The sequence below is a fragment of the Lysinibacillus sp. BS3 genome (assembly GCF_039614735.1).
Taxonomy (GTDB): Bacteria; Bacillota; Bacilli; order Bacillales_A; family Planococcaceae; genus Lysinibacillus; species Lysinibacillus capsici.
The window spans coordinates 2,323,768-2,346,656 of the sequence record NZ_CP154860.1 but is presented as its reverse complement, the minus strand read 5'-3'; the positions used below and the strand labels follow the sequence as shown (position 1 = coordinate 2,346,656).

Here is a 22,889-nt window from a genome sequence, read left to right as displayed (position 1 = left end):
ACGCTTTTCTAGCAAAATCGAATAATGAGGAACAAAAAGTTATTTATAAATAATTTATAAATGACGAAATTATCTCGTAAAGTAAAATATTTCATTTAATATAGATTAAATATTCTAAATAGTATAAAATTATAGAAGCGACTGTTTATTTGGTTGTGCTACCAAAAAATTACATGATCTTTATTCACAAATGTTTAGACAGCATTAGCTATTAGGTAATGAAATCCTCCTGGAATAAAGATACATTCGCTGACGGATGTCACAGATTTACTGGAACCAAATATGCAAGTTGAACAAAAATAAAGTGGAATGGAGGAATAGGGAATGGAAGAAAAGTTAGCGAAAAAGCTTCGTCATGAACAATTACGAAGCAAGGTTGTAACAGCAGAAGAAGCAGCTTCTTGGATTAAGGATGGTATGGTATTAGGGATGAGTGGATTCACACGTGCTGGTGATGTAAAGGTTGTACCTCTTGCACTTGTAGAGAAAGCAAAAAAAGAGGATTTTCAAGTAGATGTCTTTACAGGTGCATCACTTGGACCTGAGGTAGACCAATATTTAGCAGAAGCAGGGGTCGTACGTAAGCGCGGTCCTTTCCAAGCAGATGCTGGCATTCGTAATAAAATCAATAGCGGTGATATCACATTTGTCGATGCCCATCTTTCCCATAATGCTGAGCTTGTTCGTCAAGGCATTATTGGACCAATTGATTTTGCGATCATTGAAGCGGCTGCTATTACAGAAGAAGGCTTATTAATTCCTACAACTTCAGTTGGTAACTCTCCCATTTTTGTGCAAGAAGCAGACCAAGTCATCATTGAATTAAACGTAGCACAGCTTGATGCATTAGAAGGTATACATGATATTTATGTACCTGCACAACAAGGAAAACGTGATCCAATTCCTTTACAGAATGTCTCTGATCGTCTTGGTATAATTGGAATTCCACTAGATTTAGATAAAGTAAAAGGCATCGTCATTTCGGATATATTAGATGCGCCATCAACGATTGTCCCTGCAGATGAAGAGACAGATGTTATGGCTAATCACTTATTAAATTTCCTACGTGAAGAGATTAAAGTAGGTCGCTTAACAACAAGTTTGCGTCCAATTCAATCTGGGGTAGGTTCAGTAGCAAATGCTGTATTGCTAGGCTTTAAAGACTCTGAGTTTGAGAACTTAGAAGTTTATTCAGAAGTTCTCCAAGATGCAGTATTTGAATTAATGGATGCAGGGAAAGTGAATTTTGCATCTGCTACTTCTATTACCCTTTCTGAGCAAGTAGGAAACCGTGTTTATGGGAATTTTGAAAAATATGCTGATAAATTAGTGTTGCGCCCTCAAGAAATTTCAAATCAGCCTGAAATTATTCGTCGACTCGGATTAATTTCAGTGAATACGGCATTGGAATTAGATATTTACGGCAATGTGAATTCCACACATGTTTCTGGTACAAAGATGATGAATGGTATCGGAGGGTCTGGTGACTTTGCTCGTAATGCACGTTTAGGAATTTTTGTAACAAAGTCTTATGCTAAGGGTGGAGATATTTCGAGTATTGTCCCAATGGTCTCACATGTGGATCATACGGAGCATGATGTTGATGTCATTTTAACTGAACAGGGCGTAGCAGATTTACGAGGACTTGCTCCAAAAGAACGAGTGGGACTTATCATTGATAATTGTGCACATCCTGATTATAGGGAGCAGCTGTGGCAGTACTTTAATGATGCCAATGAGGCAACGGGTGGACATCACACACCACATGACCTAGAAAAAGCACTATCATGGCACGTTAACTATGCGAAAAACGGTACGATGAAGGACCCTGCTTTTACGAAACAATAGTCTTATCTTAAAAGCCTTGAAGGACAGATAGTCTGTTTCTTCAAGGCTTTTACGTTTTAATTTAATGAAAGTTCTATAATAATCCAATCCATTTCCAATAAGTTGCAGAGAACAAAAGTACGAGAAGGAAACCGATAATGGTTAAGGGAATTCCAGATTTCAAGAAATCCTTTGTTGTAAAGGAGCCTGTACCATAGGCAAGCATGTTTTGTGGTGCACTAATTGGTAACAGGAAGCCAAAGCTTATGACGAATTGTTGCACAATAACAAAACCAACTTGATCAACATTAGCCGTTAATGTGGAGGCTAAAACGATAAACACAGGTATAAGTGCTGAGGCTAAGCTAGTTGCGCTTGCAAAACCTAAATGAATCAAAATGTTAAATAAAGTTACGAGTGCGATGGTTGCTAGTAAAGGCATAGTATCTAGCCCAAGTGAACCAAAAACTTTATCTGATAACCATGCAGCACCTTGCGTATTTAGTAAAATGGTTCCTAACATAATGCCTACCGCAAAGACGATAATTGTCCCCCATGGAATATGAGGCTCAACTTCCTTCCATGAATACACACCGATTTTAGGCATTAATAGAATCGCGATAGCAATAATTGTGACTGTTGTCGTATCAAATGGATGTAGCTTCCCTTCAGTTGCCCAGAAAAATAGTAAAACTACGGATGTAATGATTAAACGAATTTCAGGAGCCTTTAATGGGCCAAGCTCTGCAAGCTGTTTTTTGATGACCTCTTTACCACCTTCGATATTGCTAGTCTCAGGTTTAATTAAAGCAATCATAATGAAAAATAAAAAGATCGACATAATAATTGAGAAGGGGGCTGCATAAAGTAGCCAAGCACCCCATGAAATATCCACATTAAATTGCTCTTGGATAAAGTTTAAAGCCACCATATTTTGAGCTGCTGCAGTTTTAATACCAATATTCCAAATGGAAACGGCTTGTACCGAAGTAATAACTAATAAGGCAGCAAGCCGACTATCACGTGGTAAACCAAATGCTGCCACCATTCCAAGCAATATCGGTACTACCGCGCCAGCTCGTGCTGTAGCAGAAGGTACAAAAAATGCGAGGACGATAGACACTAAAATAGCGCCAAATACGATAGCTTTTGTTTTCGTTCCTACCAGTGAAAGAATCCAAAGTGCAAGTCGTTTATGTAGATTAGTAATTTGCATTGCTGCCGCTAGAAAAAGAGCTGCTGCTACTAAAGCAACGGCAGAATTACTAAAGCCACTTAAAGATAATTTTAATGCGCTAGCTGTTCCTAGCTCTGTAGTTGGATTATCCATTGACGGAGCGAGTCCTAGTAAAACAGTTACTAGTGCAATGATCATGGCCGAGCTCACAGGATATGAAACGGCCTCTGTAACCCAAAGGATGACTGCAAAAGCTAAAATGGCTAAAGCTCGTTGCCCAGCTATAGGTAAATCACCATTGTTAGGTAAGAAGGTAATAATGATTAGTAACGCGAATGCCAAGCCAATCCATAGTGGCTTTAAATTAAGTTTTGTAGCTGCTTGCTTTGGTGAAGACATATTTTCTCATCCTTTCTACGATAAAAATGACGATTATTATCCATAACATCGGCCTGTATAATGTTTTATTGAGATAAGAATATGTCTATTTTATTGTAGAAAAAAATCTATGTGAAAATGGTGTTTTTTACAGCAATATGAGTAGATAAAGAGAAAAAATACGGTCACAAAAAATACAAAAATATCCATTAAATATTATTTCTTTTTCTTAAAGGCAGAAGTTACTTTAGGCTCTGTTCCATTGACTAATCGTTTAATATTTTCGAGGTGCAGGATGATGGCTATGCCAAAAAGAAGAAGAGCTATAATGGTTGGGCCAATGCCAGGAATCCATAAATAAGTTGCTGTACAAAACACGAGATAAAATTCTAGAACACCTACAATTAAATAATTTGTTGCAAAGGATAAAATAACAAATAAAATAAGTGCAAATAAACCAATCTTCCAATCAACAGCAAGTAAAATACCAATGATGGAGGCCGTTCCTTTCCCGCCGTTGAAGCCCATGTAGAAGGGGAAATTATGACCTAAAATAACCCCAGCAGCCATAATATAAGTAAGCAGCCAAATTTGTTCTTCTGTTAAATGAATAGCGTCCGCTAGATAAAAATGCGCACCTATAATAGCGACAACGCCTTTGCCTATATCGATGAGGGCTACTAAAACGCCATACTTCCAGCCAAGGGAAAGAGTAGCATTAGAGGCACCAGCATTACCGTGGCCAGCCTTTTTTAAATCAACCCCCGATAAAAATTGAGCCACTTTAGAGCCGTGAATACAGCCTATTAAATAGCCAATCATAAGAAAAATGATCACGGCCTTTACCATAAAAATACTCCTCTCAAAATTTTTTCTAAAATAGTGTATGCGTTCATATTACGTATAAGAGCAGACAGAAGTTTCGGAAAAAATAAAATTTACTTGTTGACAGAAAAAAACTCTATGTTTATACTGTGTAACAACGATGGAAATTGAATCTCATACTCTTATCAAGAGCGGCGGAGGGATAGGCCCTATGATGCCCGGCAACCAGTAAGCAATGAGCTTACTAAGGTGCTAATTCCTACAGATTCTTACTTGGATCTGGCAGATAAGGGGAGGAAAACTTGCAACCGCAACCCTCTTCTTAGCTGAAGAGGGTTTTTGTTTTCTACAGAAAAATCCTCCTCATCTCCGGTACCATCGTAAAAAAATAACCATTTGGAGGTACACAATGACAAATTTTAAACCAGAAACATTGCTGTTGCATGGTGGTCAAGAGCCAGACCCAGTGACGGGTTCTCGCACAGTTCCAGTCTATCGCTCAACTGCTTTCGTATTTAAAGACACTGCTCATGCGCAACGTCTTTTTGCCTTAGAGGAAGCAGGGAACATTTACACACGAATTACCAATCCAACAGTTGATGTGTTTGAAAAACGTGTGGCTTTATTGGAAGGTGGAACAGCAGCAGTAGCACTTTCATCTGGTGCAGCAGCTATCGCATTTTCCATTTTAAATCTAGCGGGAGCTGGTGATGAGATAGTAGCAGCTAGTTCTTTATATGGTGGTACGTATAATTTATTTGCTAACACATTACCAAACTATGGTATTAAAACAATTTTTGTAGATGAAACAAACCCAGAGAATTTCAAAGCAGCGATTACTGATAAAACAAAAGCTGTCTTTGCAGAGGTTTATGGTAATCCAAGTTTAAAGGTTTTAGATATTGAAGCAGTAGCTAAAATTGCACATGATAATGGTCTACCATTAATTATTGACAGCACGTTCGCTTCTCCTTACGGTTCTACACCTATTGAATACGGCGCAGATGTTGTAGTTCATTCAGCAACTAAATGGATAGGAGGTCATGGTACAACTTTAGGGGGCGTTGTTGTAGACGCTGGTAAGTTTGATTGGACTAGCGGTCGATTCCCTGGTTTTACTGAACCAGATGCCTCTTACCATGGTCTACGTTATGGAATTGATACAGCTTCTGCTGCCTTTGCTACAAAGCTACGTGTACAATTATTACGTGATTTTGGTCCAACATTAAGTGCTGATGCTGCTTTTAATTTATTGCAAGGGTTAGAAACGCTTCATCTGCGTATCCCTAAACACAATGAAAATGCATTGGCAGTGGCTGAGTATTTACAAAACCACCCATCTGTGGAGTATGTAAATTATAATGGCCTAGAAGATTTTCCGACACATGAGTTAGCAAAAAAATATTTAAGAAATGGCTTCGGTTCAGTGCTTACATTTGGCATAAAGGGTGGACGAGAAGCTGGGCGAAAGCTTATTGATAGCGTGAAATTATTTTCACATGTAGCAAATGTAGGTGATGCAAAGTCATTAATTATTCATCCAGCTTCCACTACTCATCAGCAACTATCAGCAGACGAATTAGTTCAAGCTGGTGTAACCGAGTCGCTCATTCGCTTATCCATCGGTTTAGAGGCAGTAGAGGATATTATTGCTGATTTAGATCAAGCCATTACACAGGCTACAACAACTGAACAAACAGTAGAAGCTTAAAGTTTAAAGAAAATGGTAAGATGTTGTGACGTTAACGTATTTTCTCATTCGATTAGCCTCATTTGGTAATGCGTTAAACGTTGCTACATCAATCTATTACTGCATCCGTTAATTATCAGAACCTTATAAAAAATAATACCAAGTAATTTTATATGTATTATTGACTTTGTTAAATCCATGTTATATACTAGGAAATAAGTTAACAGTACGAAAATTTTTTTTAAAAGGTAAATGTTTCATAAGTGCTCCCCCACTTTTGAATATATAGAAGAGTAGTTGCCTAGCCAGTGACTACTCTTCCCAAAAACTGATGATAAAGGAGTGTTTAAAATGGGTAACATCTATAGTGCGCAAAACATTGTATCCTATCTAATATATGAGCTAAATGAAGGGCATGTATTTGTCAACAATAAATCCATTCAACACCTTCTTACATCAGTCGAAAGAAAATGGCAGGAAGTATTTGGTCATACAGCATTTCAAGAACATGTTTTTACTGAAAAGGACTTTACTGTAAAGGAAGTATTTGAGGCATATGAACAGTACGGTGTGAGCCATATCTCACTTCCTGCGACAGAGTTTTACTTGAAGTATGGTACATTTCAATTAGTGGAACGTACGTATGCAATACCAAATTTTACAGAAGAAGAGATTAGTCTTGTTCAACAAGCTTTAGCACAATATCGTTATCAATTGCTTTCAAAAGCAAGTTAAAACCCCCTCATATTTTTAAGCTCATTCTCTGCTGCTACAGGGAATGAGTTTTTTCTTTAAAGGGATTGTTATGAGTGTCTGAGCATACATATATATAATAGAAGAAAGACATTCATATATTGAAATGTAAATAGTCAATATTTGTTCAAATCTTATAGATTGATTAATAAAACGTATAATAAAGGGAATGAAACCGATTTCTTTTGCACATCTAGAGAAAACAAATGTCCTTCCTAGAAAGATTTTTCTTGTGCAAAGCGTGTATTTGCGTTACAATTTTCTTTAAGTTAAATTTTGAATTATTTGAATTTGTATGTGTCCTAACACATATAGAAATAGCGAAACTCATACAAAGAGAGTTGTTGGCTAAAGACTGCGGTGGGTGTCAAATTGTCATGACACAACCCCATGGAAAATTAGCTTTAATGAAACTGCGGAATGTAAGTTGGAGGGAATAACAAGAATGGCAACTATAAAGGCAGCGATTTTAGGATTTGGAACGGTAGGTCAGGGGATTTACCATATTTTAAATGAAAAACGAGAAGAGCTAAAAAATAAATTAGGTATTGAATTAGAGGTAGCGAAGATTTTAGTGACAGATGCTAGTCGTGAACGTGTACCAGGTACAGCACATTTAATGACAACAAGTATGGATGAAGTCTTAGCAGAGCCAGGTATGCAGGTAGTGTTTGAAGCAATTGTGAACGAAGAACCTGCATACAGTTATTTAAAGCGAGCGGTGGAACATAAATGTCATGTTATTACTGCCAATAAAGTGATGTTTGCCAAACGAGGTTTGGAGTTGCAGGATCTTGCAAAAGCTAATGGCGTTTTTGTAGGCTATGAGGCTACTACCGCTGGTGGCGTACCTGTGATAAAAACAATGAAAAATATCTTACTTGTAAATGATGTAAGTCGTATACAAGGTGTCTTAAATGGCACATGTAATTATATTTTAACAAAAATGCGTGCACAGGGCTGGTCGTTCGAAACAGCTTTAAAAGAGGCACAAGGCTTAGGTTATGCCGAAGCAGATCCATATAATGATATATCTGGGCAGGATGCATTTAAAAAATTAATGATATTAAGTGCCTTAGCTTTTGGTGAGCAGCCTGACTGGTCAGATGTAGAGGTAATTGGGATCGATAGTATCTCTGCTGAACAGGTTCATGAAGCATGTGAAAAGGGTCTTCGTTACCGCCATGTTGCTGAGGTGGAAAAACTAGCTAACGGTAAGATTATTGCAAAAGTAGGTCCTCAACTAGTTGATAAAGAGCATCCACTTTATCCAGTCGATGATGTGTTCAATGCGGTGGCATTAGAGACTAACTATATTGGTACATTAACATTAATCGGTCCTGGAGCAGGGATGTATCCAACAGCGAGTGTCATGGTAGAAGATTATGCTGAAATCATTGGGAAAAGAGCAGGATTTGTTGTGACAATCTAATAAAAGCTTTAAAAAAGGCCCGCCATTCAACAATGTTCAATTGTATGAATGGTGGGCTTTTAGTCTTCATCTTTGACGTCTATGTCCTCTGGAATAGGAGTAGCACGCCAAATTTCAATTTCCTCTTTTATACGTTCCAATTGTTTAAAATAAGTGCTGAATTGTCCACTATTGATTAAAATTTGTTGGCCATCGTAAACAGAACGGATGCGTCCTTCGTAAATTAGACGCATTACTTGATCCTCAGGCATACCAAGATCAATAGCTGTCTCTTCAATTGATTTGTACATACGATTCGCTCCTTTTACTGTTTTTATTATAACGTCCATTCATGAGAAAACATACTATTGGAATTAAAAGAAAAGTAAAAATGATAATTGTTTGATTTTGGATAAATATGTATGATTAGTATGGAGAAAGATGTGAAGCGGGGATGAGCTGAAAAATGTTAAATTCATTGTTTGTATTACTAGCAGCTATTCTATGGGGAATGACAGGTACTGCCCAGACATATTTGGATGAAGAGGTATCTCCAATAGCTGTAGCCACGATTCGTTCTGCAATTGGTGGCAGTTTATTATTAGCTATTACGATTATAATGAGGAAAATTAATTTTTTAAGGTGGTCATGGAAATGGACAATTTTAGCTGCGGCTAGTATTGCGTTTTTCCAAGGTCTTTTCTTCTCATCAATTCGTCTAACAGGTATAGCCATTGGAACTGTTGCTACTATTGGTAGTGCACCAGTGTTTTCTGGTGTATTAGAGTGGCTAGTATGGAAAACACGTCCCACAGCAGTATGGGGACTTGCTACATTGATGGCCATTATCGGATGTCTTTTATTGTTTATGAATAATGGAGAGGAGTCTGTTCACGTTGGCGGATTCACATTAGCGCTTTGTGCAGGTTTATCCTTTGCATTTTACACAAACATAAGTAAAAAATTAATGGCACAAGAAGAAGCGTTACCCGCAGTTGCTATGACATTCTCCATTTGCGCTTTGTTTTTACTGCCGTTTTCTATACAAGGTGGATTTTCCTGGTTAGTAAATGTGCACAACTTATGGACAATGTTATTTATGGGGATTATGTGTACAAGCGTAGCGTATTTCCTGTTTTTAAGAGGACTACAAAAAATTAGTTCATCCACAGCTGTAACACTTTCATTAGCAGAACCATTGACTGCTGCAATTCTTGGTGTGTTTTTAATTGGAGAACACTTAAGTATAGTTTCCTGGCTTGGAGTAGCGATGCTTTTAGGTGGCATTGTTGTTTTAACATTGGGTGGGAGAAAAAAGCTAAAACCTTAAGAAATTCTTCATTTTTATAATAGCTGGTTTTTAAGATTTAAAAGATACACTTATATTTGAGAGCGAGGTGTATATCATGACGAAATTAACAGTTCTTGTTACAGATGACGATCAAGATATTCGTGATGGTATTGAAATCTATTTAAAAAATGAAGGCTATCATGTTATTAAAGCAGCAGATGGCTTAGATGCATTAAAAAAGCTAGAGAACAATGAAGTACATTTAATAATTTTAGATATCATGATGCCAAATATGGATGGAATTACAGCAACCTTTAAAATTAGGGAAGAGCGCAATATTCCCATTATCATGCTGAGTGCAAAGGCGGAGGATGGCGATAAGATTCATGGATTATCGGTTGGAGCAGATGATTATGTAACAAAGCCATTTCATCCATTAGAGCTGTTGGCACGTGTAAAATCCCAGCTGCGCCGTTATGTTCAGCTAGGAACGTATAGTGAGGGAGCTACAAAAGTGGAAATAGACGGACTTATTCTTGATGAAGAGGCAAAAGAGGTTGTACTAGAAGGAGAACCAGTTCGACTAACCCCGATAGAATATAAAATTACAGAACTATTAATGAAAAATGCAGGGCGTGTGTTTTCGATTCGTGAAATTTATGAACGTGTTTGGAATGAGGAAGCTTATAATGCTGAAAATATTGTAGCTGTTCACATTCGGAAAATACGTGAGAAAATTGAAGCTGATCCGAAAAATCCACGCTATCTAAAGGTGGTATGGGGCGTTGGCTATAAAATGGAAAAATAAATTAGAGAAGTATATGACTATTGCTGGATTTATTGCAGGTGTTATTGGGCTTATCTATTTTGGAATTTATGCCTATCAAATCGTCGATTCTCGCTCCTCAGAGGTTTTACAATTGTTAGAAAGAATTTTTTAGAGGAGTGTAAAAAGGGATGATAAAAAAATGGAAATCTCTTCTCGTATTAATGTGTTTAATCTGGACAATTTTCGGAGTCTTTACTTTTTATAATGTGGGCTATCAGTATATTGGTAAATCATATTTTGATTCGGAAAATTTCCAACATGAAATCGATAATTTCACGGCAGAACTAGGACCGTTAGTAATTAATGTACCAAATGCAGAGGAATTGAAAAATAAAATTGAGATTACTCAAACTGAAATAGAAGATCATCGTAATTATTATGGTACATTAGGACAGCAAATCGATAATATTAAGGCACAATACGAACAACGTATTCAGGAAGCTATAGATGCCAATGCAACAGAATTAAAGACAAAGCTAGTGTCTGAACGTGATAATAAAATTAAAGATATTACAGCAAATTTTGAAGATGATGAGCATGTAAGAAAAAAGATTCTTGCTGAAAAGGAAGCCCTCATTGATAAATATATTAAAGCAGCAAAAGGTGAATCCAAAAACTTTGGAAAAAACTATGACTATTGGTCTTATGAGTTGACCAATACAGAAACTGGTAAAACGTACCGTGCAGGTGATGTTACCGAAAGTAGTGCCTATAAAATTAAGTATACTGATCGAAAACCGCTATATGCATGGAATATCAGTGAGAATTTAAGAGATATTTTTTACAATACCGAAACATACGTGAATGTAGATGATCTTTACGAAACAGCTGAATATACAGGTGTAATAGCTATTTCAAAAAAAGCAGCTATGTCAGAAGATGTTATACAGGGAGGGTATCAACAATTTCAACAGTTTCAACGCAATCAATATACTCATTACTTTATTTGGCTCACAAGTATTTTAATGGCCGTCTTTGTATGGAGGGGGCGTAAAGACTTATTACAGATAGTTACGAGTATGAAGGAAAAAGATCTTTTAACAAAGTATAAAATCGATGTACAAATTATTCTTTTGTTAATAACGAGCCTTATGTATTTCATTTCAGCCCAGGTTGTTTTTGAATCTATTGAATATAATTCTGTTTATAATTATAATTATGTCCGTTTTATACTCGATATTGGCTTTAAAATAGTTGTTTTAATGGTAATTGGTAGTGCTTTCTTCGTGCAATTAATTTGGTTGTATACAAGAGTAAATACTTTGAAAAAGCTAGAGGAAAATGTGAAATCGAGCTATTTATGGTCACTTGGGGATTCGTTGACTGACTTATTTATTAATCGTTCGATCGCATTACATTCAATTGTAATGCTAGCCGCAGCCTTCTTTGGAGGTGGTAGCCTTGTTGCTACCATGATAGGAGGCGGAGCTTTTCCGGTCCTTGTACTTGGCATTTGTATGTTTATAGGATTTCCTGCTATGATTGTTTTCCTATCAAGAATGGGTTATTTAAACCGTATTATGAAAGATACGAAGGATATGGCTGAAGGACGTTTAAATCGTGATGTAAAGGTAAAAGGTAAATCTCCGCTTTCAGGTCATGCAGAAAACCTCAATCATTTACGAGAAGGTGTGCGTACGTCCATGCATGAGCAGGCGAAAAGTGAGCGGTTAAAAACAGAGCTGATTACAAATGTGAGTCATGATTTACGTACTCCTTTAACCTCTATAATTACGTATACCGATTTACTGAAGAAGCCAAATATTACAGAGGAAGAACGGAAACAATACATTCATATACTAGATAAAAAGTCTGAACGTTTAAAAGTGCTGATTGAAGACCTTTTTGAAGTATCGAAAATGGCTAGTGGTAATATTGAACTTCACCGCAGTCGAGTAGATTTAACACAGCTTATCCAACAAGCTGTAGGGGAGCATAAAGAGGATTTAACACAGTCACAACTAGATTTACGAATGACCATGCCTCATGATCCAATCTTTGCATATGTGGATGGTCAAAAATGGTGGAGACTTATTGATAATTTAATTGTCAATGTTTTGAAGTATGCGCTAGAGGGAACGCGTGTTTATGTGACATTTAAGCGTACGGCAGATGGCGATGCTGAATTTACGGTGAAAAATGTAGCAAAGTATGAAATTAGTGAAGATGCTGAGGAATTATTTGAACGCTTTAAACGTGCAGATGCCTCACGTCATACAGAGGGCTCAGGGCTTGGATTAGCCATTGCACAATCCATTGTCGATTTACATGGAGCAAGAATGAGCATTGATGTAGATGGTGATTTATTTAAAGTAATCGTTCGAATTCCAGCAGTTTAATGGTAAAAAGGCGGCAAACTTCTGCCGCCTTTTTTATTATAGGCCTAAATTTTTGGCGATAATAACCTTCATGACTTCATTAGTACCAGCATAGATCGACATAACAGGTATATCTCTATATCTTCTAGCAATCTTATATTCCTCCATATAGCCATAGCCACCATGCAATTGCATACATTGCGTAGCAAGGTCACGTGCATTTTCGGTAATCCAGTATTTTGCCATAGAAACTTTTGTCACAACATCATTGCCTGCAATATGCTCTTCAATCAATGATTCCAAAAAGGATTTACCAAGCTCGATTTTAGTAGCCATTTCAGCTATTTTAAATTGTGTATTTTGGAAGTCACCAATTGTTTTGCCAAAAGCCTGACGTGATTTCACATAGTCTAGCGTTAGTGTAAGCATATCCTCAGCGGCTGTTTGTGCGGCAATCGCTACTGCTAATCGCTCTTGCTGCAGTTTTTCCATCATATAATGAAAGCCCTTGCCTTCTTCGCCAAGTAGGTTTTGAACAGGCACTCGACAATCTTCAAAATAGAGTTCAGCTGTATCTTGGGCATGCATACCAACTTTTTCGAGCTGTCTTCCTTTTGTAAAGCCAGGTGTGCCCTCTTCAATAACAAGTAGGCTAATACCACGATGTTTTTTCTCAGCCTGAGGATTTGTTTTTACTGCAACAACCGCTAAGTTTGTATGGATGCCATTTGTTATAAAGGTTTTTTGACCATTTACAATATAATGGTCCCCATCGCGAATGGCTGACGTTTTGATATTAGCCAAGTCTGAACCTGTACCTGGCTCCGTCATTGCAATAGCTGTTATATAGTCGCCTGTAACACATTTTGGAAGCCAACGAGATTTTTGTTCGTGTGTCCCATATGCTTCGATATATGGAACAACAATATCATTATGCAGGCCAACCCCGATAAGACTTGAGCCTATACGTTCAAGTTCTTCTTGTATGATGACGCCAAAGCTGAAATCCAAGCCCAGCCCGCCATATTGTTCTTCTACTTGTGGACAAAGATAGCCCATATCGCCAAGCTTACGCCAAAAAGAAAGCGGAATAAGATGATCTTTTTCCCACTGGGCATAATGCGGTTCAGCTTCTTCAGCTAAAAACTTACGAAAGGTTTTGCGAAATAATTCATGCTCTGTTGTTTCAAATTTATAACGTGTCATTTGAAATAGCACCCCTTTTTCTTCGTAAATACGCGAATTTGCTCGTTCACCTACTATGTTACTGGAAGAAATGAGAAAATAAAAGTAGCGTTTAGTATGTAAATGACGAAAATGTCATCTATATACAGTGAAATGTCATGTAAAACGAGAGTAACGAATGAAATGAAAAGGTAAACTTAAATTTGGACAAGTTCCTACTTTCTTTAGAAGATTATTCAAGTGCTTTAAGCAATATGATTGATAAGTATAATGGTATAATCAATTAAATTATAGAAAGAAAGTAGAGGACTTGGTTATGCCAAAAGTAATCGGCGCTGTTCTTTTAATTAGTATTTATAGTGCTTTGACTTTCTATTTAGGGTGGGGAGTAAAGCAGTGGCTTGTAGCAATGGGGTGGTTTCGTTTTCCAGTATTATTTTGGATCGTGCTGTATATGGTTGCTTTTAGTATTATAATCGGAAGATTACACGAGTCATTACGTGTGTTTTCTGTAATCAGTAATTATTGGATGTTTATCTTTGAATATGGCTTATTGCTATGTTTAGTTGCACAATTCATTATTTGGCTTACACCTTTTAAAAACGTGCAAATAATAGGTAGTATAGCAGTAGCTATCCTATTCTTGTTAAGTATCATTGGCTCCTATTTAGCCTACTCTCCAGTTGTTCGTCATTTAGAAATAACTGTTGATAAACAAGATAGTGACTTAAACACACTAAGAGCTGTTGTAGCATCTGATTTTCACTTAGGTGTTTTATCACATAAACGACATTTACAACGTTTTGTCAGCTTAGCTAATGAAGCACAACCAGATATTGTGTTGTTAGCTGGGGATATTGTGGACGATGACCCTAAATGGTTTGTTCAAGAGGGTATGGCAGATGTCATGAAACAATTAACATCTACATATGGAACATATGGTATATTAGGTAACCATGAATATTATGGCAAAAAAATTCCTGAATTTATTAAGGAAATGGAAAATGCCAATGTGAAAATGCTCCTAGATGAAACAATTCTTATAGAAGATGCGTTTATATTAACAGGGCAAGAGGACAGAACGAATAAAGAAAGAAAACCACTTGAGGTGCTAAAGCCTTCTGCTAATTTACCATGGCTTGTAATGAATCATACACCTGACGATTTAAACACGCCTTCCCAAATGGGCGTTGATTTACATATGTCTGGTCATACACACAAGGGACAGCTGTGGCCGAATCAGTATATAACAGCTCGTGTATTTGAACTGGATTATGGTTATAAGTTGAAGGAACAGATGCATACACTTGTTTCATCAGGCTATGGCTTCTGGGGCCCACCGATGCGAATTGGCAGTAGATCAGAGCTTTGGGTAGTAGATATAACATTTAAATAGTATGTGATAATCTAACAATCGGCTTCTTAGGTGAAAAGGCAGTAGTATATAAAAACGTAGTATTTTATAATAAGTGGGTATTTGATTAAAAAAGGTAAGGTGACATGGTGGAAATTATAGAGTTATTAAAAGCATTAATATTAGGCTTTGTCGAGGGTATGACAGAATTTGCACCAGTATCTTCTACGGGACATATGATTATCGTGGATGATATGTGGTTAAAGACTGAGGAGTTTTTAGGGAAATATCCTGCCAACACATTTAAAATTGTTGTACAACTTGGTTCCATATTAGCGGTTATCGTAGTTATGTGGAAACGTATGCTAAGCTTAGTTGGTTTATATAAAATTGAAGGTCAAGCTAAGTCCATAAATGGCCGCTTTAACTTATTGCATGTTATTGTTGGTATGCTACCAGCAGTTGTCTTAGGTTTTGCATTCAAGGATTTTATTGACGACCATCTTTTTAAAGTAGAGCATGTTGTTTATGCACTAGTGGCAGGAGCAATTCTGATGATTGCTGCAGATAAGTTGGCACCGAGAAAACCAAAAGTTGATTCTTTAGATAAGATTTCTTATGGTTTAGCATTTAAGGTAGGACTTGTACAATGCCTATCACTATGGCCAGGTTTTTCTCGTTCAGGTGCAACGATTTCGGGTGGGGTACTATTTGGTATGAGTCACCGTGTTGCAGCCGATTTTACATTCATTATGGCTGTGCCAATCATGGCAGGAGCTAGCCTCGTATCCGTTTTGAAAAACTGGGATACTTTATCAATGGACTATTTTGGCTTTTATGCTGTAGGATTCATTAGTTCGTTCGTCTTTGCATTATTGTCCATTAAGTTTTTCTTAGCGCTTATTTCAAAGGTAAAATTAATGCCTTTTGCCATTTATCGTTTAGTTTTAGCAGCAGTTCTTTGCGTTATCATTTTCATGTAAACAATAAGTCACGCTTCTTCTTCAAGAAGCAGTGGCTTTTTTTGCGTTAAGATTATTGAATCATATATCCATTTTTTCAATAAATTGATAGAAAATGAGTATAAAGAATCATGTTAAAGCATAAATTAATAGCGAATTATAATAATATTAGACAACATTTACCTACATATTGTTCATTTAGATGTTTTGAGATTATAATTGATACATAAAGTGTCTAATTATTTGTTGTTTTTTTATAAAAAGTAGGAATATAGACTTATTAAGATATATGATTAAATATATGAGGTGGAGAAAATGTTTCAACTTATCAATAGATCTAAGAAAAATACAATTGAAATAAGCAATGAAACAACAATCGGTATTTTTATAGAAGATCCAGACCGTTTACTACAATTAAATCTTGTAGGGTTAAGTGTGCATGATCTTCAGCTGATTAATAGTTTAAAACCATATGTAGAAAGAAATGTAGTAGAAGTGGTAGCGGCATTTTATCATGCAATAGAAAGTGTTCCTGCCTTACAAAAGGTTATTCAATCACATAGCTCCAGCGAACGTTTACGACAGACATTACGTCACCATATTATTGAAATGTTTGAGGGGAGAATAGATGAAGCCTTTTTAGAAAAGCGAAGACGTGTGGCCAAAATGCATGTAAAGATTAATTTATATCCGAAGTGGTATTTAGCTGCTTTTCAAATACTTGAGAAATCACTTCGCAAAATAGTCTATGAACTACGATTACCAAAGGGCGAAGAAGAGAAGTTTTGTGATGCTATCAGTAAAATATGTAATTTTGAACAACAAATCGTTTTAGAAGAATACGATAGCTATGCAAGTATACTAATTGAAACACAACGCAATAATGTTAGGGACCATGTAAAGGATGTTATCGGCGGAGTTTCTACACAATTAGAGGTTCAATCACAAACTACAACTGAAACAGTAACAGAACTTGTATATAGCGCAAAGCGTGTCAACGCTTCTTTGAAGGAAAGTATGTATGAAGCAGGATCAATGCAAAAAGTGTCTAATGAAGGCTATACTAAAATAATATCTATTAATGAACAAACAGGGAAGATTCATCATAAGACCGTTGAAATGGCAAATATGGTGGAGCAATTAGATGCATCCTCTTCGAAAATAAATGCCGTTGTAGAAATTGTGAAAAGTATTTCTGGGCAAACAAATTTACTTGCGTTAAACTCTGCAATTGAGGCGGCACGTGCCGGTGAGCATGGTAAAGGCTTTGCAGTTGTTGCAAACGAAGTACGCAAGCTTGCGGATCAAACGAAAAGCTCTGTTGAACAGATTGCTGAGTTAATCATGACGTCAAATGGTATCACAACACAAGTTGTACAAGCAATTCAGAACATACAGGAGCTTGTAAATAGTAGTATCGAACGTAATGCTGAATCTCTAAAAGCTTTTGATGCGATTTCGGGTTCTGTAGAAGTTTCGATCTCAAATTTCCAAAAAGTCGATAATCAAGTATCTGAATTAGCTACTATTATTGAATCGATTGGTGAATCTTCGGAAGAATTAGCGAGGGTGGCTAATCGCTTAAATACAACAATAAGAGAGTTTTAAAAGAAATATAGCTATGCATACTATCTATGCATAGTTTTTTAGTATGTGAATTAGGATAAAAGGTCTTATTTTATGGATAAATCAACTAAGAGGCTGATGAATTAGCTAATAGCAAATTTTATAGAAAGAGGAAGATTACAAAACCCTAGAAAATGCTTGTTTTAAGTGTTACGCTATAGGCGAATTAGGGAATTGAGTAGAGGGGTGTTTGGAGCATGAAAAAGAAATTATTTATAACACGTAAGTTTCCTACACATATTGTTGAACTGCTACAGGAGTTTTATGAAATCTCACAATGGGATGAGGAAGAAATTGTGATTCCACGTGAAAAATTGCTCGCAGCTGTCGCTGACTGTGAGGTACTGTGGGTAACGATAGCTGACCAAGTAGATGAAGAATTACTTTCGCATGCACCCAACTTAAAATTAGTGACGAATTTAGCAGTTGGATATAATAATATCGATGTGAAGGCTTTAAAAAAACGAGGCATTATGGCGACAAATACGCCTGGAGTTTTAACTAATACAACTGCGGATTTAGTATTTGGCTTACTGCTTGCAACTGCTCGTAGAATTCCAGAAAGTGAAAGATATTTACGTGAGGGCAAATGGAAAAGCTGGTATCCAATGCAACTGGTTGGCAAGGATGTTTCAGGAGCCACAATTGGCATTATTGGCATGGGGAGAATTGGCCAAGCTGTTGCTAGAAGAGCAAAAGGGTTTGATATGAAAATCTTGTATAATAATCGCAGACGTCGTCATGAAGCAGAAGAAATGTATGGCTTCCAGTATGTTTCGCTGGAGGATCTATTAAAGCAATCTGATTTTGTTGTGATTATGACACCTTATAATAGTGATACGGAAGGACTCATTGGTGCAAAGGAACTTGCTTTGATGAAAGAAGATGCGGTATTAATTAATGCCTCACGTGGTGGAATTATTGATGAGGATGCGCTATACGATGTTCTTAAAAATGGGAAGCTTTGGGCTGCAGGACTAGATGTGTTTGAACAAGAGCCGATTGCGATGGATCATCCCTTATTAACACTTCCAAATGTAGTAGCTCTGCCACATATCGGTAGCGCGTCATTAGAAACGAGAACGGCTATGCTAATGTTAAATGTAAAAGCTTTGACTGCTTATGGACAAGGCAAGGCAATATCCAATCGAATTGATTAAAAAGAGGAGCATATCGGTGAAAGATATGCTCCATTTTTTTATCTATTGAATAAATCGAATAAGCCGCCGATACCGCCTTCACCTTTAGATTGACCGCCTCCACCTTGCGAAATAGGTGCAGCTGCAAAGACACGACTGGCTAAACGGCTAAATGGTAATGATTGTACCCACACTGTTCCAGGACCACGTAATGTAGCAAAGAAGATTCCTTCGCCTCCAAACAGGGCTGTTTTTACGCCTCCAACCATTTCAATATCGTAATCCACATTGGATGTCATTGCTACAAGACATCCTGTATCCACACGTAAAACTTCACCCGGTTGTAATGTTTTTTCATGAATGGCTCCTCCTGCATGAACAAATGCCATGCCGTCACCTTCTAGCTTTTGCATAATGAAGCCTTCACCACCGAAGAAGCCTACTCCAATTTTTTTCTGAAATTCAACGCCAACAGAGACCCCTTTAGCAGCAGCTAAGAATGCATCTTTTTGACAGATAATTTTACCGTTTAATTGGCTTAAATCCATCGGAATAATCTTCCCTGGGTATGGTGATGCGAAATAAACATGCTTCTTACCTGAGCCAACGTTTGTGAATGTTGTCATGAATAAACTCTCACCTGTTATTAGGCGTTTTCCGGCACCTAATAATTTACCCATTAGACCACTTTGTGAGCCACCTCGTGAGCCGTCACCAAAAATAGTTTCCATATGGATCGAATCATCCATCATCATTAACGCTCCTGCTTCTGCAACAACTGTTTCCTGAGGGTCAAGCTCAACTTGCACATATTGCATGTCGTCACCAAATAACTTATAGTCAATTTCATGATTATTCATAAAGGGATTCCTCCAAAAATAAATTTAATGATATTGTATACGATTATAAGTTACATTGGTTTCAATAGAAAATTAAATATTTTAGAAAAAAAGGGAATTAGTTAGAAAATGTCGAATATAAAAAACTAGAATGTTTATTATTTATTTTCATTTAACTAAGGGTATTGTGAATATACATAACCTTAAGAGGCTTCTAAATTTAGAAGTCATCCTCTATATTGAGGTAAGGAAGTTAAGTGGAAATGAAGCCTCTGGCAGTTGTCACCGATTATTATTGAAATGCTAGTATTACAAGGTGTGGTGTATATTGAAAATTCGGAATTTTGACATATTTTATCTCCGCTCACTCCAAGATTCTTAATGAGACATTTTTTCTTTTGGTGGGGAGCAACTATTGATGTATGGAGATAAAGCCACTGGTAGCTGTCACGAATAGTGAAACGTGTAAGCACATTCCACTGCTCGGACGCAATTATTCCAAGGCGAAATGGATTCTGGTTAAATTCATAGACTTATACCTATGGAATACGACTGGTACAACAGCTGAGGCATCATAGAGTATTTCAGGGGGTGTATGTAGTGGAGATTAAAAACTATATCGGTGGTAAATGGATCACACATTCACATTTACAAAGTATAGCAGTGACGAACCCTGCAAACGGTGAGCAGCTTGCCACCATTCCACGCTCTACTTCGAATGAGGTAGGCGAGGCTGTAGCTGTTGCTAAACAAGCACAAAAGAGCTGGGCACTTATACCAGCACCAAAACGTGCAGATTATTTATATGCCATCGGTCAAAAAATGAAAGAGAAAAAAGAACATTTGGCGACCGTTTTAACAAAAGAAATGGGCAAGGTCATTGAAGAGGCTAGAGGAGAAGTCCAAGAAGGAATTGATATGGCATACTATATGGCTGGTGAAGGACGTAGATTGTTTGGTGAAACAACACCGTCTGAGCTTGCCAATAAATTTGCTATGAGTGTAAGGGCACCTATAGGCGTTGTAGCACTCATTACACCTTGGAATTTCCCTGTTGCTATCGCCACATGGAAGTCATTTCCTGCCGTTGTTGCAGGGAATACATTCATTTGGAAACCGTCTAATGAGACTCCAATGATGGCCTATGAAATGGGTAAAATCTTTGAGGAAGTAGGCTTACCAGATGGTGTCGCTAATATCATATTTGGTACAGGACCTACAGTAGGCACAGCATTAATTGAACATCCTGACGTCAAGGTTATTTCTTTTACAGGTTCTACAACAACGGGCAGTAAAGTAGCTGAGCTTGGCGGGAAGCATTTGAAAAAGGTTTCTTTAGAGATGGGTGGCAAAAATGCTGTTATTGTCATGAATGATGCTGATTTACAGCTAGCTACAGAAGGGATTTTATGGAGCGCATTTGGTACTGCTGGGCAAAGGTGTACAGCATGTAGTCGAGTCATTGTGCATAAAGATGTAAAAGAACAATTAGAGAAACGTCTCTTAGATGAAATGCAAAAGCTCACAATTGGGGATGGTCTAGATGAGGGAGTAAAAATCGGGCCAGTGATTAATAAAGCAGCATTGGAAAAAATTAATCACTATGTACAAATAGGTAAACAAGAGGGTGCTACATTATTAGCAGGTGGCAGGATACTAAATGAACCACCTTATGATAAAGGGTTCTATTATGAGCCAACATTGTTTACAAATGTGAAGCCTGACATGATTATTGCTCAAGAAGAAATCTTTGGTCCAGTCGTATCTCTAATTGAAGTGGCAAGTTTGGAAGAAGCAATTGAAGTAAATAATGGTGTGAAATTTGGCTTATCTAGCTCAATATTCTCCCAAGATGTCAATACAATTTTCCGCGCACAACGTGATTTAGATACAGGTATTGTTTATGTAAATGCTGGCACAACAGGTGCTGAAATCCATTTGCCATTCGGAGGTACTAAAGGGACAGGAAATGGACACCGTGATTCAGGTGTAGCAGCCCTAGATGTATACACAGAGTGGAAGAGTATTTATGTAGACTACAGCGGTAAATTACAAAGAGCACAAATCGATACAGAGTAACAGATCAACGAAAGGGGATGTTCTTGATGAAAGTTGTTGTATTAGGTGCAGGTTTAATGGGGAAAGAGGTAGCTCGTGATTTAATAAAAAACGATAAAGTGGAGCGTGTGTATTTAGGTGATATCGATGTAAAAGTTGCACAGGACTTTGTAGATACGCTAGATACAAATAAGGTAGAAGTGGTAGAGCTACACGCAGAACGTGACGATTCATTAATGAGTGTTATTTCGAAGGGGGATGTTGCCGTCAATGCATTGTTTTATTCGTTCAATGAACGAGTAGCAAGAGCAGCTATTGAGGCAGGCGTCCATTCCGTTGATTTAGGTGGTCATATCGGTGGCGTTACAGAGAAGATATTAGATTTACATGAGGTAGCAAAGGCAAAAGGTGTTACAATCATTCCTGACCTAGGTGTTGCTCCCGGCATGATCAATATTCTAGCGGGCTATGGTGCTTCAAAATTAGACGAAGTAGAATCTATTAAACTATTTGTTGGTGGTATTCCAACTGAGCCAAAGCCTCCGCTTCTTTATACACGCGTGTTTTCTTTAGATGGCGTTTTCGATCATTATACTGAGCCTTCAAAAACGATTCAGAAGGGCAAGCTTGAAGAAGTTCCATCCCTATCAGGCGTTGAACCTATTTATTTTGATGATTTCGGTGTGCTTGAGGCATTTTATACATCTGGTGGTATCTCCACATTGTATAAGACATTCCCGAATGTCCGCACATTAGAATATAAAACCATCCGTTATAAAGGCCATGCTGAGAAATTTAAACTTTTAGCAGACTTAGGCTTCCTTGATTCTGCGAATAAGGTAGAAGTGGATAATCAAGAAGTGCCTGTTCGTGCAGTCGTACGAGAGGCACTCAAAAAGAAGCTTGAATTGGGCTCAAAACCTGATGCTGTATTGTTACGTGTTATTGTAGCAGGTGAAAAGGCCCAACAGCAGGTGACATATGAATATGAAATGGTTGTACGTAAAGATATGACAATTAATGAAACAGCTATGGCCCGTGCTACGGCAAATACGATTTCAGTTGTTGCTCAGATGATTGGTGCCGGTGTTATTACAGAGCATGGTGTATTCCCGCCTGAAGCAATCGTGCCAGGTGATACGTATATTGAAGAGATGGCTAAACGAGGTGTTGTCATTAAAGAGACATCACATAAGTCTGCTATGATTGTGAAATGGTAGGTGCTGA

General features: G+C 37.4%; 19 protein-coding genes and 1 riboswitch. Of the genes, 14 read left to right on the top strand and 5 right to left on the bottom strand.

All coding sequences use genetic code 11. The features are described 5' to 3' along the window. Positions 1 to 324: 324 nt before the first annotated feature. A complete protein-coding gene (locus AAJG31_RS11580; RefSeq protein WP_279493755.1) occupies positions 325 to 1,848 on the top strand; it encodes a succinate CoA transferase in 1,524 nt (507 codons plus the stop codon). A gap of 73 nt (positions 1,849 to 1,921) precedes the next feature. Here the strand turns inward: AAJG31_RS11580 and AAJG31_RS11575 are convergent, their stop codons facing one another. Together AAJG31_RS11575 and AAJG31_RS11570 are read right to left on the bottom strand one after the other, a co-directional pair. Then, positions 1,922 to 3,403, bottom strand: coding sequence for a DASS family sodium-coupled anion symporter (locus AAJG31_RS11575; RefSeq protein WP_048393276.1), 1,482 nt, complete (start codon positions 3,401 to 3,403; stop codon positions 1,922 to 1,924). Between the two features lie 195 nt (positions 3,404 to 3,598). Continuing rightward, positions 3,599 to 4,231, bottom strand: coding sequence for a glycerol-3-phosphate acyltransferase (locus AAJG31_RS11570; protein WP_112117201.1), 633 nt, complete (start codon positions 4,229 to 4,231; stop codon positions 3,599 to 3,601). Between the two features lie 155 nt (positions 4,232 to 4,386). Then, positions 4,387 to 4,500, top strand: a riboswitch (SAM riboswitch). A 116-nt stretch (positions 4,501 to 4,616) separates the two neighbouring features. Here AAJG31_RS11570 and AAJG31_RS11565 point away from each other — a divergent pair. From AAJG31_RS11565 to AAJG31_RS11555, 3 genes are all read left to right on the top strand, one after another. Further along, positions 4,617 to 5,918: an O-acetylhomoserine aminocarboxypropyltransferase/cysteine synthase family protein gene (locus tag AAJG31_RS11565; RefSeq protein ID WP_054549070.1), complete on the top strand. Its 1,302-nt coding sequence runs from the start codon at positions 4,617 to 4,619 to the stop codon at positions 5,916 to 5,918. 330 nt (positions 5,919 to 6,248) lie between these two features. Beyond that, entirely contained in the window at positions 6,249 to 6,632 is a 384-nt protein-coding gene (locus tag AAJG31_RS11560) for a hypothetical protein (RefSeq protein ID WP_048393282.1), read from the top strand. Between the two features lie 463 nt (positions 6,633 to 7,095). After that, on the top strand, positions 7,096 to 8,082 hold the full coding sequence (locus AAJG31_RS11555; protein ID WP_048393283.1) for a homoserine dehydrogenase: 987 nt from the start codon (positions 7,096 to 7,098) through the stop codon (positions 8,080 to 8,082). A 59-nt stretch (positions 8,083 to 8,141) separates the two neighbouring features. Here AAJG31_RS11555 and AAJG31_RS11550 read toward each other — a convergent pair whose 3' ends face one another. After that, entirely contained in the window at positions 8,142 to 8,372 is a 231-nt protein-coding gene (locus AAJG31_RS11550) for a hypothetical protein (protein WP_004229745.1), read from the bottom strand. 155 nt (positions 8,373 to 8,527) lie between these two features. On the opposite strand from AAJG31_RS11550, the gene AAJG31_RS11545 reads away from it, so the two are divergent. The 4 genes from AAJG31_RS11545 to AAJG31_RS11530 all read left to right on the top strand — a co-directional run bounded on the left by AAJG31_RS11545 (position 8,528) and on the right by AAJG31_RS11530 (position 12,520). Further along, the gene (locus tag AAJG31_RS11545) at positions 8,528 to 9,391 is read left to right on the top strand and encodes an EamA family transporter (RefSeq protein ID WP_257961677.1); all 864 of its coding nucleotides are present in this window, start codon (positions 8,528 to 8,530) and stop codon (positions 9,389 to 9,391) included. A gap of 76 nt (positions 9,392 to 9,467) precedes the next feature. Beyond that, positions 9,468 to 10,160 carry a response regulator transcription factor gene (locus AAJG31_RS11540; RefSeq protein ID WP_048393287.1) on the top strand — a complete coding sequence of 231 codons (693 nt, stop codon included), beginning with the start codon at positions 9,468 to 9,470 and terminating at the stop codon, positions 10,158 to 10,160. Further along, a complete protein-coding gene (locus tag AAJG31_RS11535; RefSeq protein WP_155483369.1) occupies positions 10,138 to 10,293 on the top strand; it encodes a hypothetical protein in 156 nt (51 codons plus the stop codon). Before AAJG31_RS11540 ends, AAJG31_RS11535 begins: the two co-directional genes overlap by 23 nt. A gap of 16 nt (positions 10,294 to 10,309) precedes the next feature. Further along, the gene (locus AAJG31_RS11530) at positions 10,310 to 12,520 is read left to right on the top strand and encodes a HAMP domain-containing sensor histidine kinase (RefSeq protein ID WP_279493756.1); all 2,211 of its coding nucleotides are present in this window, start codon (positions 10,310 to 10,312) and stop codon (positions 12,518 to 12,520) included. A gap of 36 nt (positions 12,521 to 12,556) precedes the next feature. On the opposite strand, the gene AAJG31_RS11525 is transcribed toward AAJG31_RS11530, so the two are convergent. Beyond that, the gene (locus AAJG31_RS11525; protein ID WP_004229727.1) at positions 12,557 to 13,705 is read right to left on the bottom strand and encodes an acyl-CoA dehydrogenase family protein; all 1,149 of its coding nucleotides are present in this window, start codon (positions 13,703 to 13,705) and stop codon (positions 12,557 to 12,559) included. Positions 13,706 to 14,000: 295 nt separating this feature from the next. Here AAJG31_RS11525 and AAJG31_RS11520 point away from each other — a divergent pair, with 295 nt between their 5' ends. From AAJG31_RS11520 to AAJG31_RS11505, 4 genes are all read left to right on the top strand, one after another. Beyond that, positions 14,001 to 15,080: a metallophosphoesterase gene (locus AAJG31_RS11520; RefSeq protein WP_066038436.1), complete on the top strand. Its 1,080-nt coding sequence runs from the start codon at positions 14,001 to 14,003 to the stop codon at positions 15,078 to 15,080. A gap of 107 nt (positions 15,081 to 15,187) precedes the next feature. After that, positions 15,188 to 16,021: an undecaprenyl-diphosphate phosphatase gene (locus AAJG31_RS11515; RefSeq protein WP_048393460.1), complete on the top strand. Its 834-nt coding sequence runs from the start codon at positions 15,188 to 15,190 to the stop codon at positions 16,019 to 16,021. A 294-nt stretch (positions 16,022 to 16,315) separates the two neighbouring features. Next, positions 16,316 to 17,608 carry a globin-coupled sensor protein gene (locus AAJG31_RS11510; protein ID WP_279493760.1) on the top strand — a complete coding sequence of 431 codons (1,293 nt, stop codon included), beginning with the start codon at positions 16,316 to 16,318 and terminating at the stop codon, positions 17,606 to 17,608. A 215-nt stretch (positions 17,609 to 17,823) separates the two neighbouring features. Next, entirely contained in the window at positions 17,824 to 18,786 is a 963-nt protein-coding gene (locus AAJG31_RS11505) for a D-glycerate dehydrogenase (RefSeq protein WP_004229713.1), read from the top strand. A gap of 38 nt (positions 18,787 to 18,824) precedes the next feature. Here AAJG31_RS11505 and AAJG31_RS11500 read toward each other — a convergent pair whose 3' ends face one another. Continuing rightward, positions 18,825 to 19,625 carry a TIGR00266 family protein gene (locus AAJG31_RS11500; protein ID WP_004229711.1) on the bottom strand — a complete coding sequence of 267 codons (801 nt, stop codon included), beginning with the start codon at positions 19,623 to 19,625 and terminating at the stop codon, positions 18,825 to 18,827. Positions 19,626 to 20,204: 579 nt separating this feature from the next. Between AAJG31_RS11500 and AAJG31_RS11495 the strand changes: the two genes are divergently transcribed. Further along, on the top strand, positions 20,205 to 21,683 hold the full coding sequence (locus tag AAJG31_RS11495; protein ID WP_279493761.1) for an aldehyde dehydrogenase family protein: 1,479 nt from the start codon (positions 20,205 to 20,207) through the stop codon (positions 21,681 to 21,683). Between the two features lie 26 nt (positions 21,684 to 21,709). Next, a complete protein-coding gene (locus tag AAJG31_RS11490) occupies positions 21,710 to 22,882 on the top strand; it encodes a saccharopine dehydrogenase C-terminal domain-containing protein (protein WP_279493762.1) in 1,173 nt (390 codons plus the stop codon). Positions 22,883 to 22,889 lie beyond the last annotated feature (7 nt).

Excerpts from the sequence above, each read along its gene's own strand:
- AAJG31_RS11500 (WP_004229711.1), bottom strand. The coding sequence starts at position 19,625 with ATGAATAATCATGAAATTGACTATAAGTTATTTGGTGACGACATGCAA.
- AAJG31_RS11545 (WP_257961677.1), top strand. The coding sequence starts at position 8,528 with ATGTTAAATTCATTGTTTGTATTACTAGCAGCTATTCTATGGGGAATG.
- AAJG31_RS11580 (WP_279493755.1), top strand. The coding sequence starts at position 325 with ATGGAAGAAAAGTTAGCGAAAAAGCTTCGTCATGAACAATTACGAAGC.
- AAJG31_RS11520 (WP_066038436.1), top strand. The coding sequence starts at position 14,001 with ATGCCAAAAGTAATCGGCGCTGTTCTTTTAATTAGTATTTATAGTGCT.
- AAJG31_RS11505 (WP_004229713.1), top strand. The coding sequence starts at position 17,824 with ATGAAAAAGAAATTATTTATAACACGTAAGTTTCCTACACATATTGTT.
- AAJG31_RS11540 (WP_048393287.1), top strand. The coding sequence starts at position 9,468 with ATGACGAAATTAACAGTTCTTGTTACAGATGACGATCAAGATATTCGT.
- AAJG31_RS11570 (WP_112117201.1), bottom strand. The coding sequence starts at position 4,231 with ATGGTAAAGGCCGTGATCATTTTTCTTATGATTGGCTATTTAATAGGC.
- AAJG31_RS11525 (WP_004229727.1), bottom strand. The coding sequence starts at position 13,705 with ATGACACGTTATAAATTTGAAACAACAGAGCATGAATTATTTCGCAAA.
- AAJG31_RS11550 (WP_004229745.1), bottom strand. The coding sequence starts at position 8,372 with ATGTACAAATCAATTGAAGAGACAGCTATTGATCTTGGTATGCCTGAG.
- AAJG31_RS11565 (WP_054549070.1), top strand. The coding sequence starts at position 4,617 with ATGACAAATTTTAAACCAGAAACATTGCTGTTGCATGGTGGTCAAGAG.
- AAJG31_RS11490 (WP_279493762.1), top strand. The coding sequence starts at position 21,710 with ATGAAAGTTGTTGTATTAGGTGCAGGTTTAATGGGGAAAGAGGTAGCT.
- AAJG31_RS11560 (WP_048393282.1), top strand. The coding sequence starts at position 6,249 with ATGGGTAACATCTATAGTGCGCAAAACATTGTATCCTATCTAATATAT.
- AAJG31_RS11555 (WP_048393283.1), top strand. The coding sequence starts at position 7,096 with ATGGCAACTATAAAGGCAGCGATTTTAGGATTTGGAACGGTAGGTCAG.
- AAJG31_RS11510 (WP_279493760.1), top strand. The coding sequence starts at position 16,316 with ATGTTTCAACTTATCAATAGATCTAAGAAAAATACAATTGAAATAAGC.
- AAJG31_RS11530 (WP_279493756.1), top strand. The coding sequence starts at position 10,310 with ATGATAAAAAAATGGAAATCTCTTCTCGTATTAATGTGTTTAATCTGG.
- AAJG31_RS11575 (WP_048393276.1), bottom strand. The coding sequence starts at position 3,403 with ATGTCTTCACCAAAGCAAGCAGCTACAAAACTTAATTTAAAGCCACTA.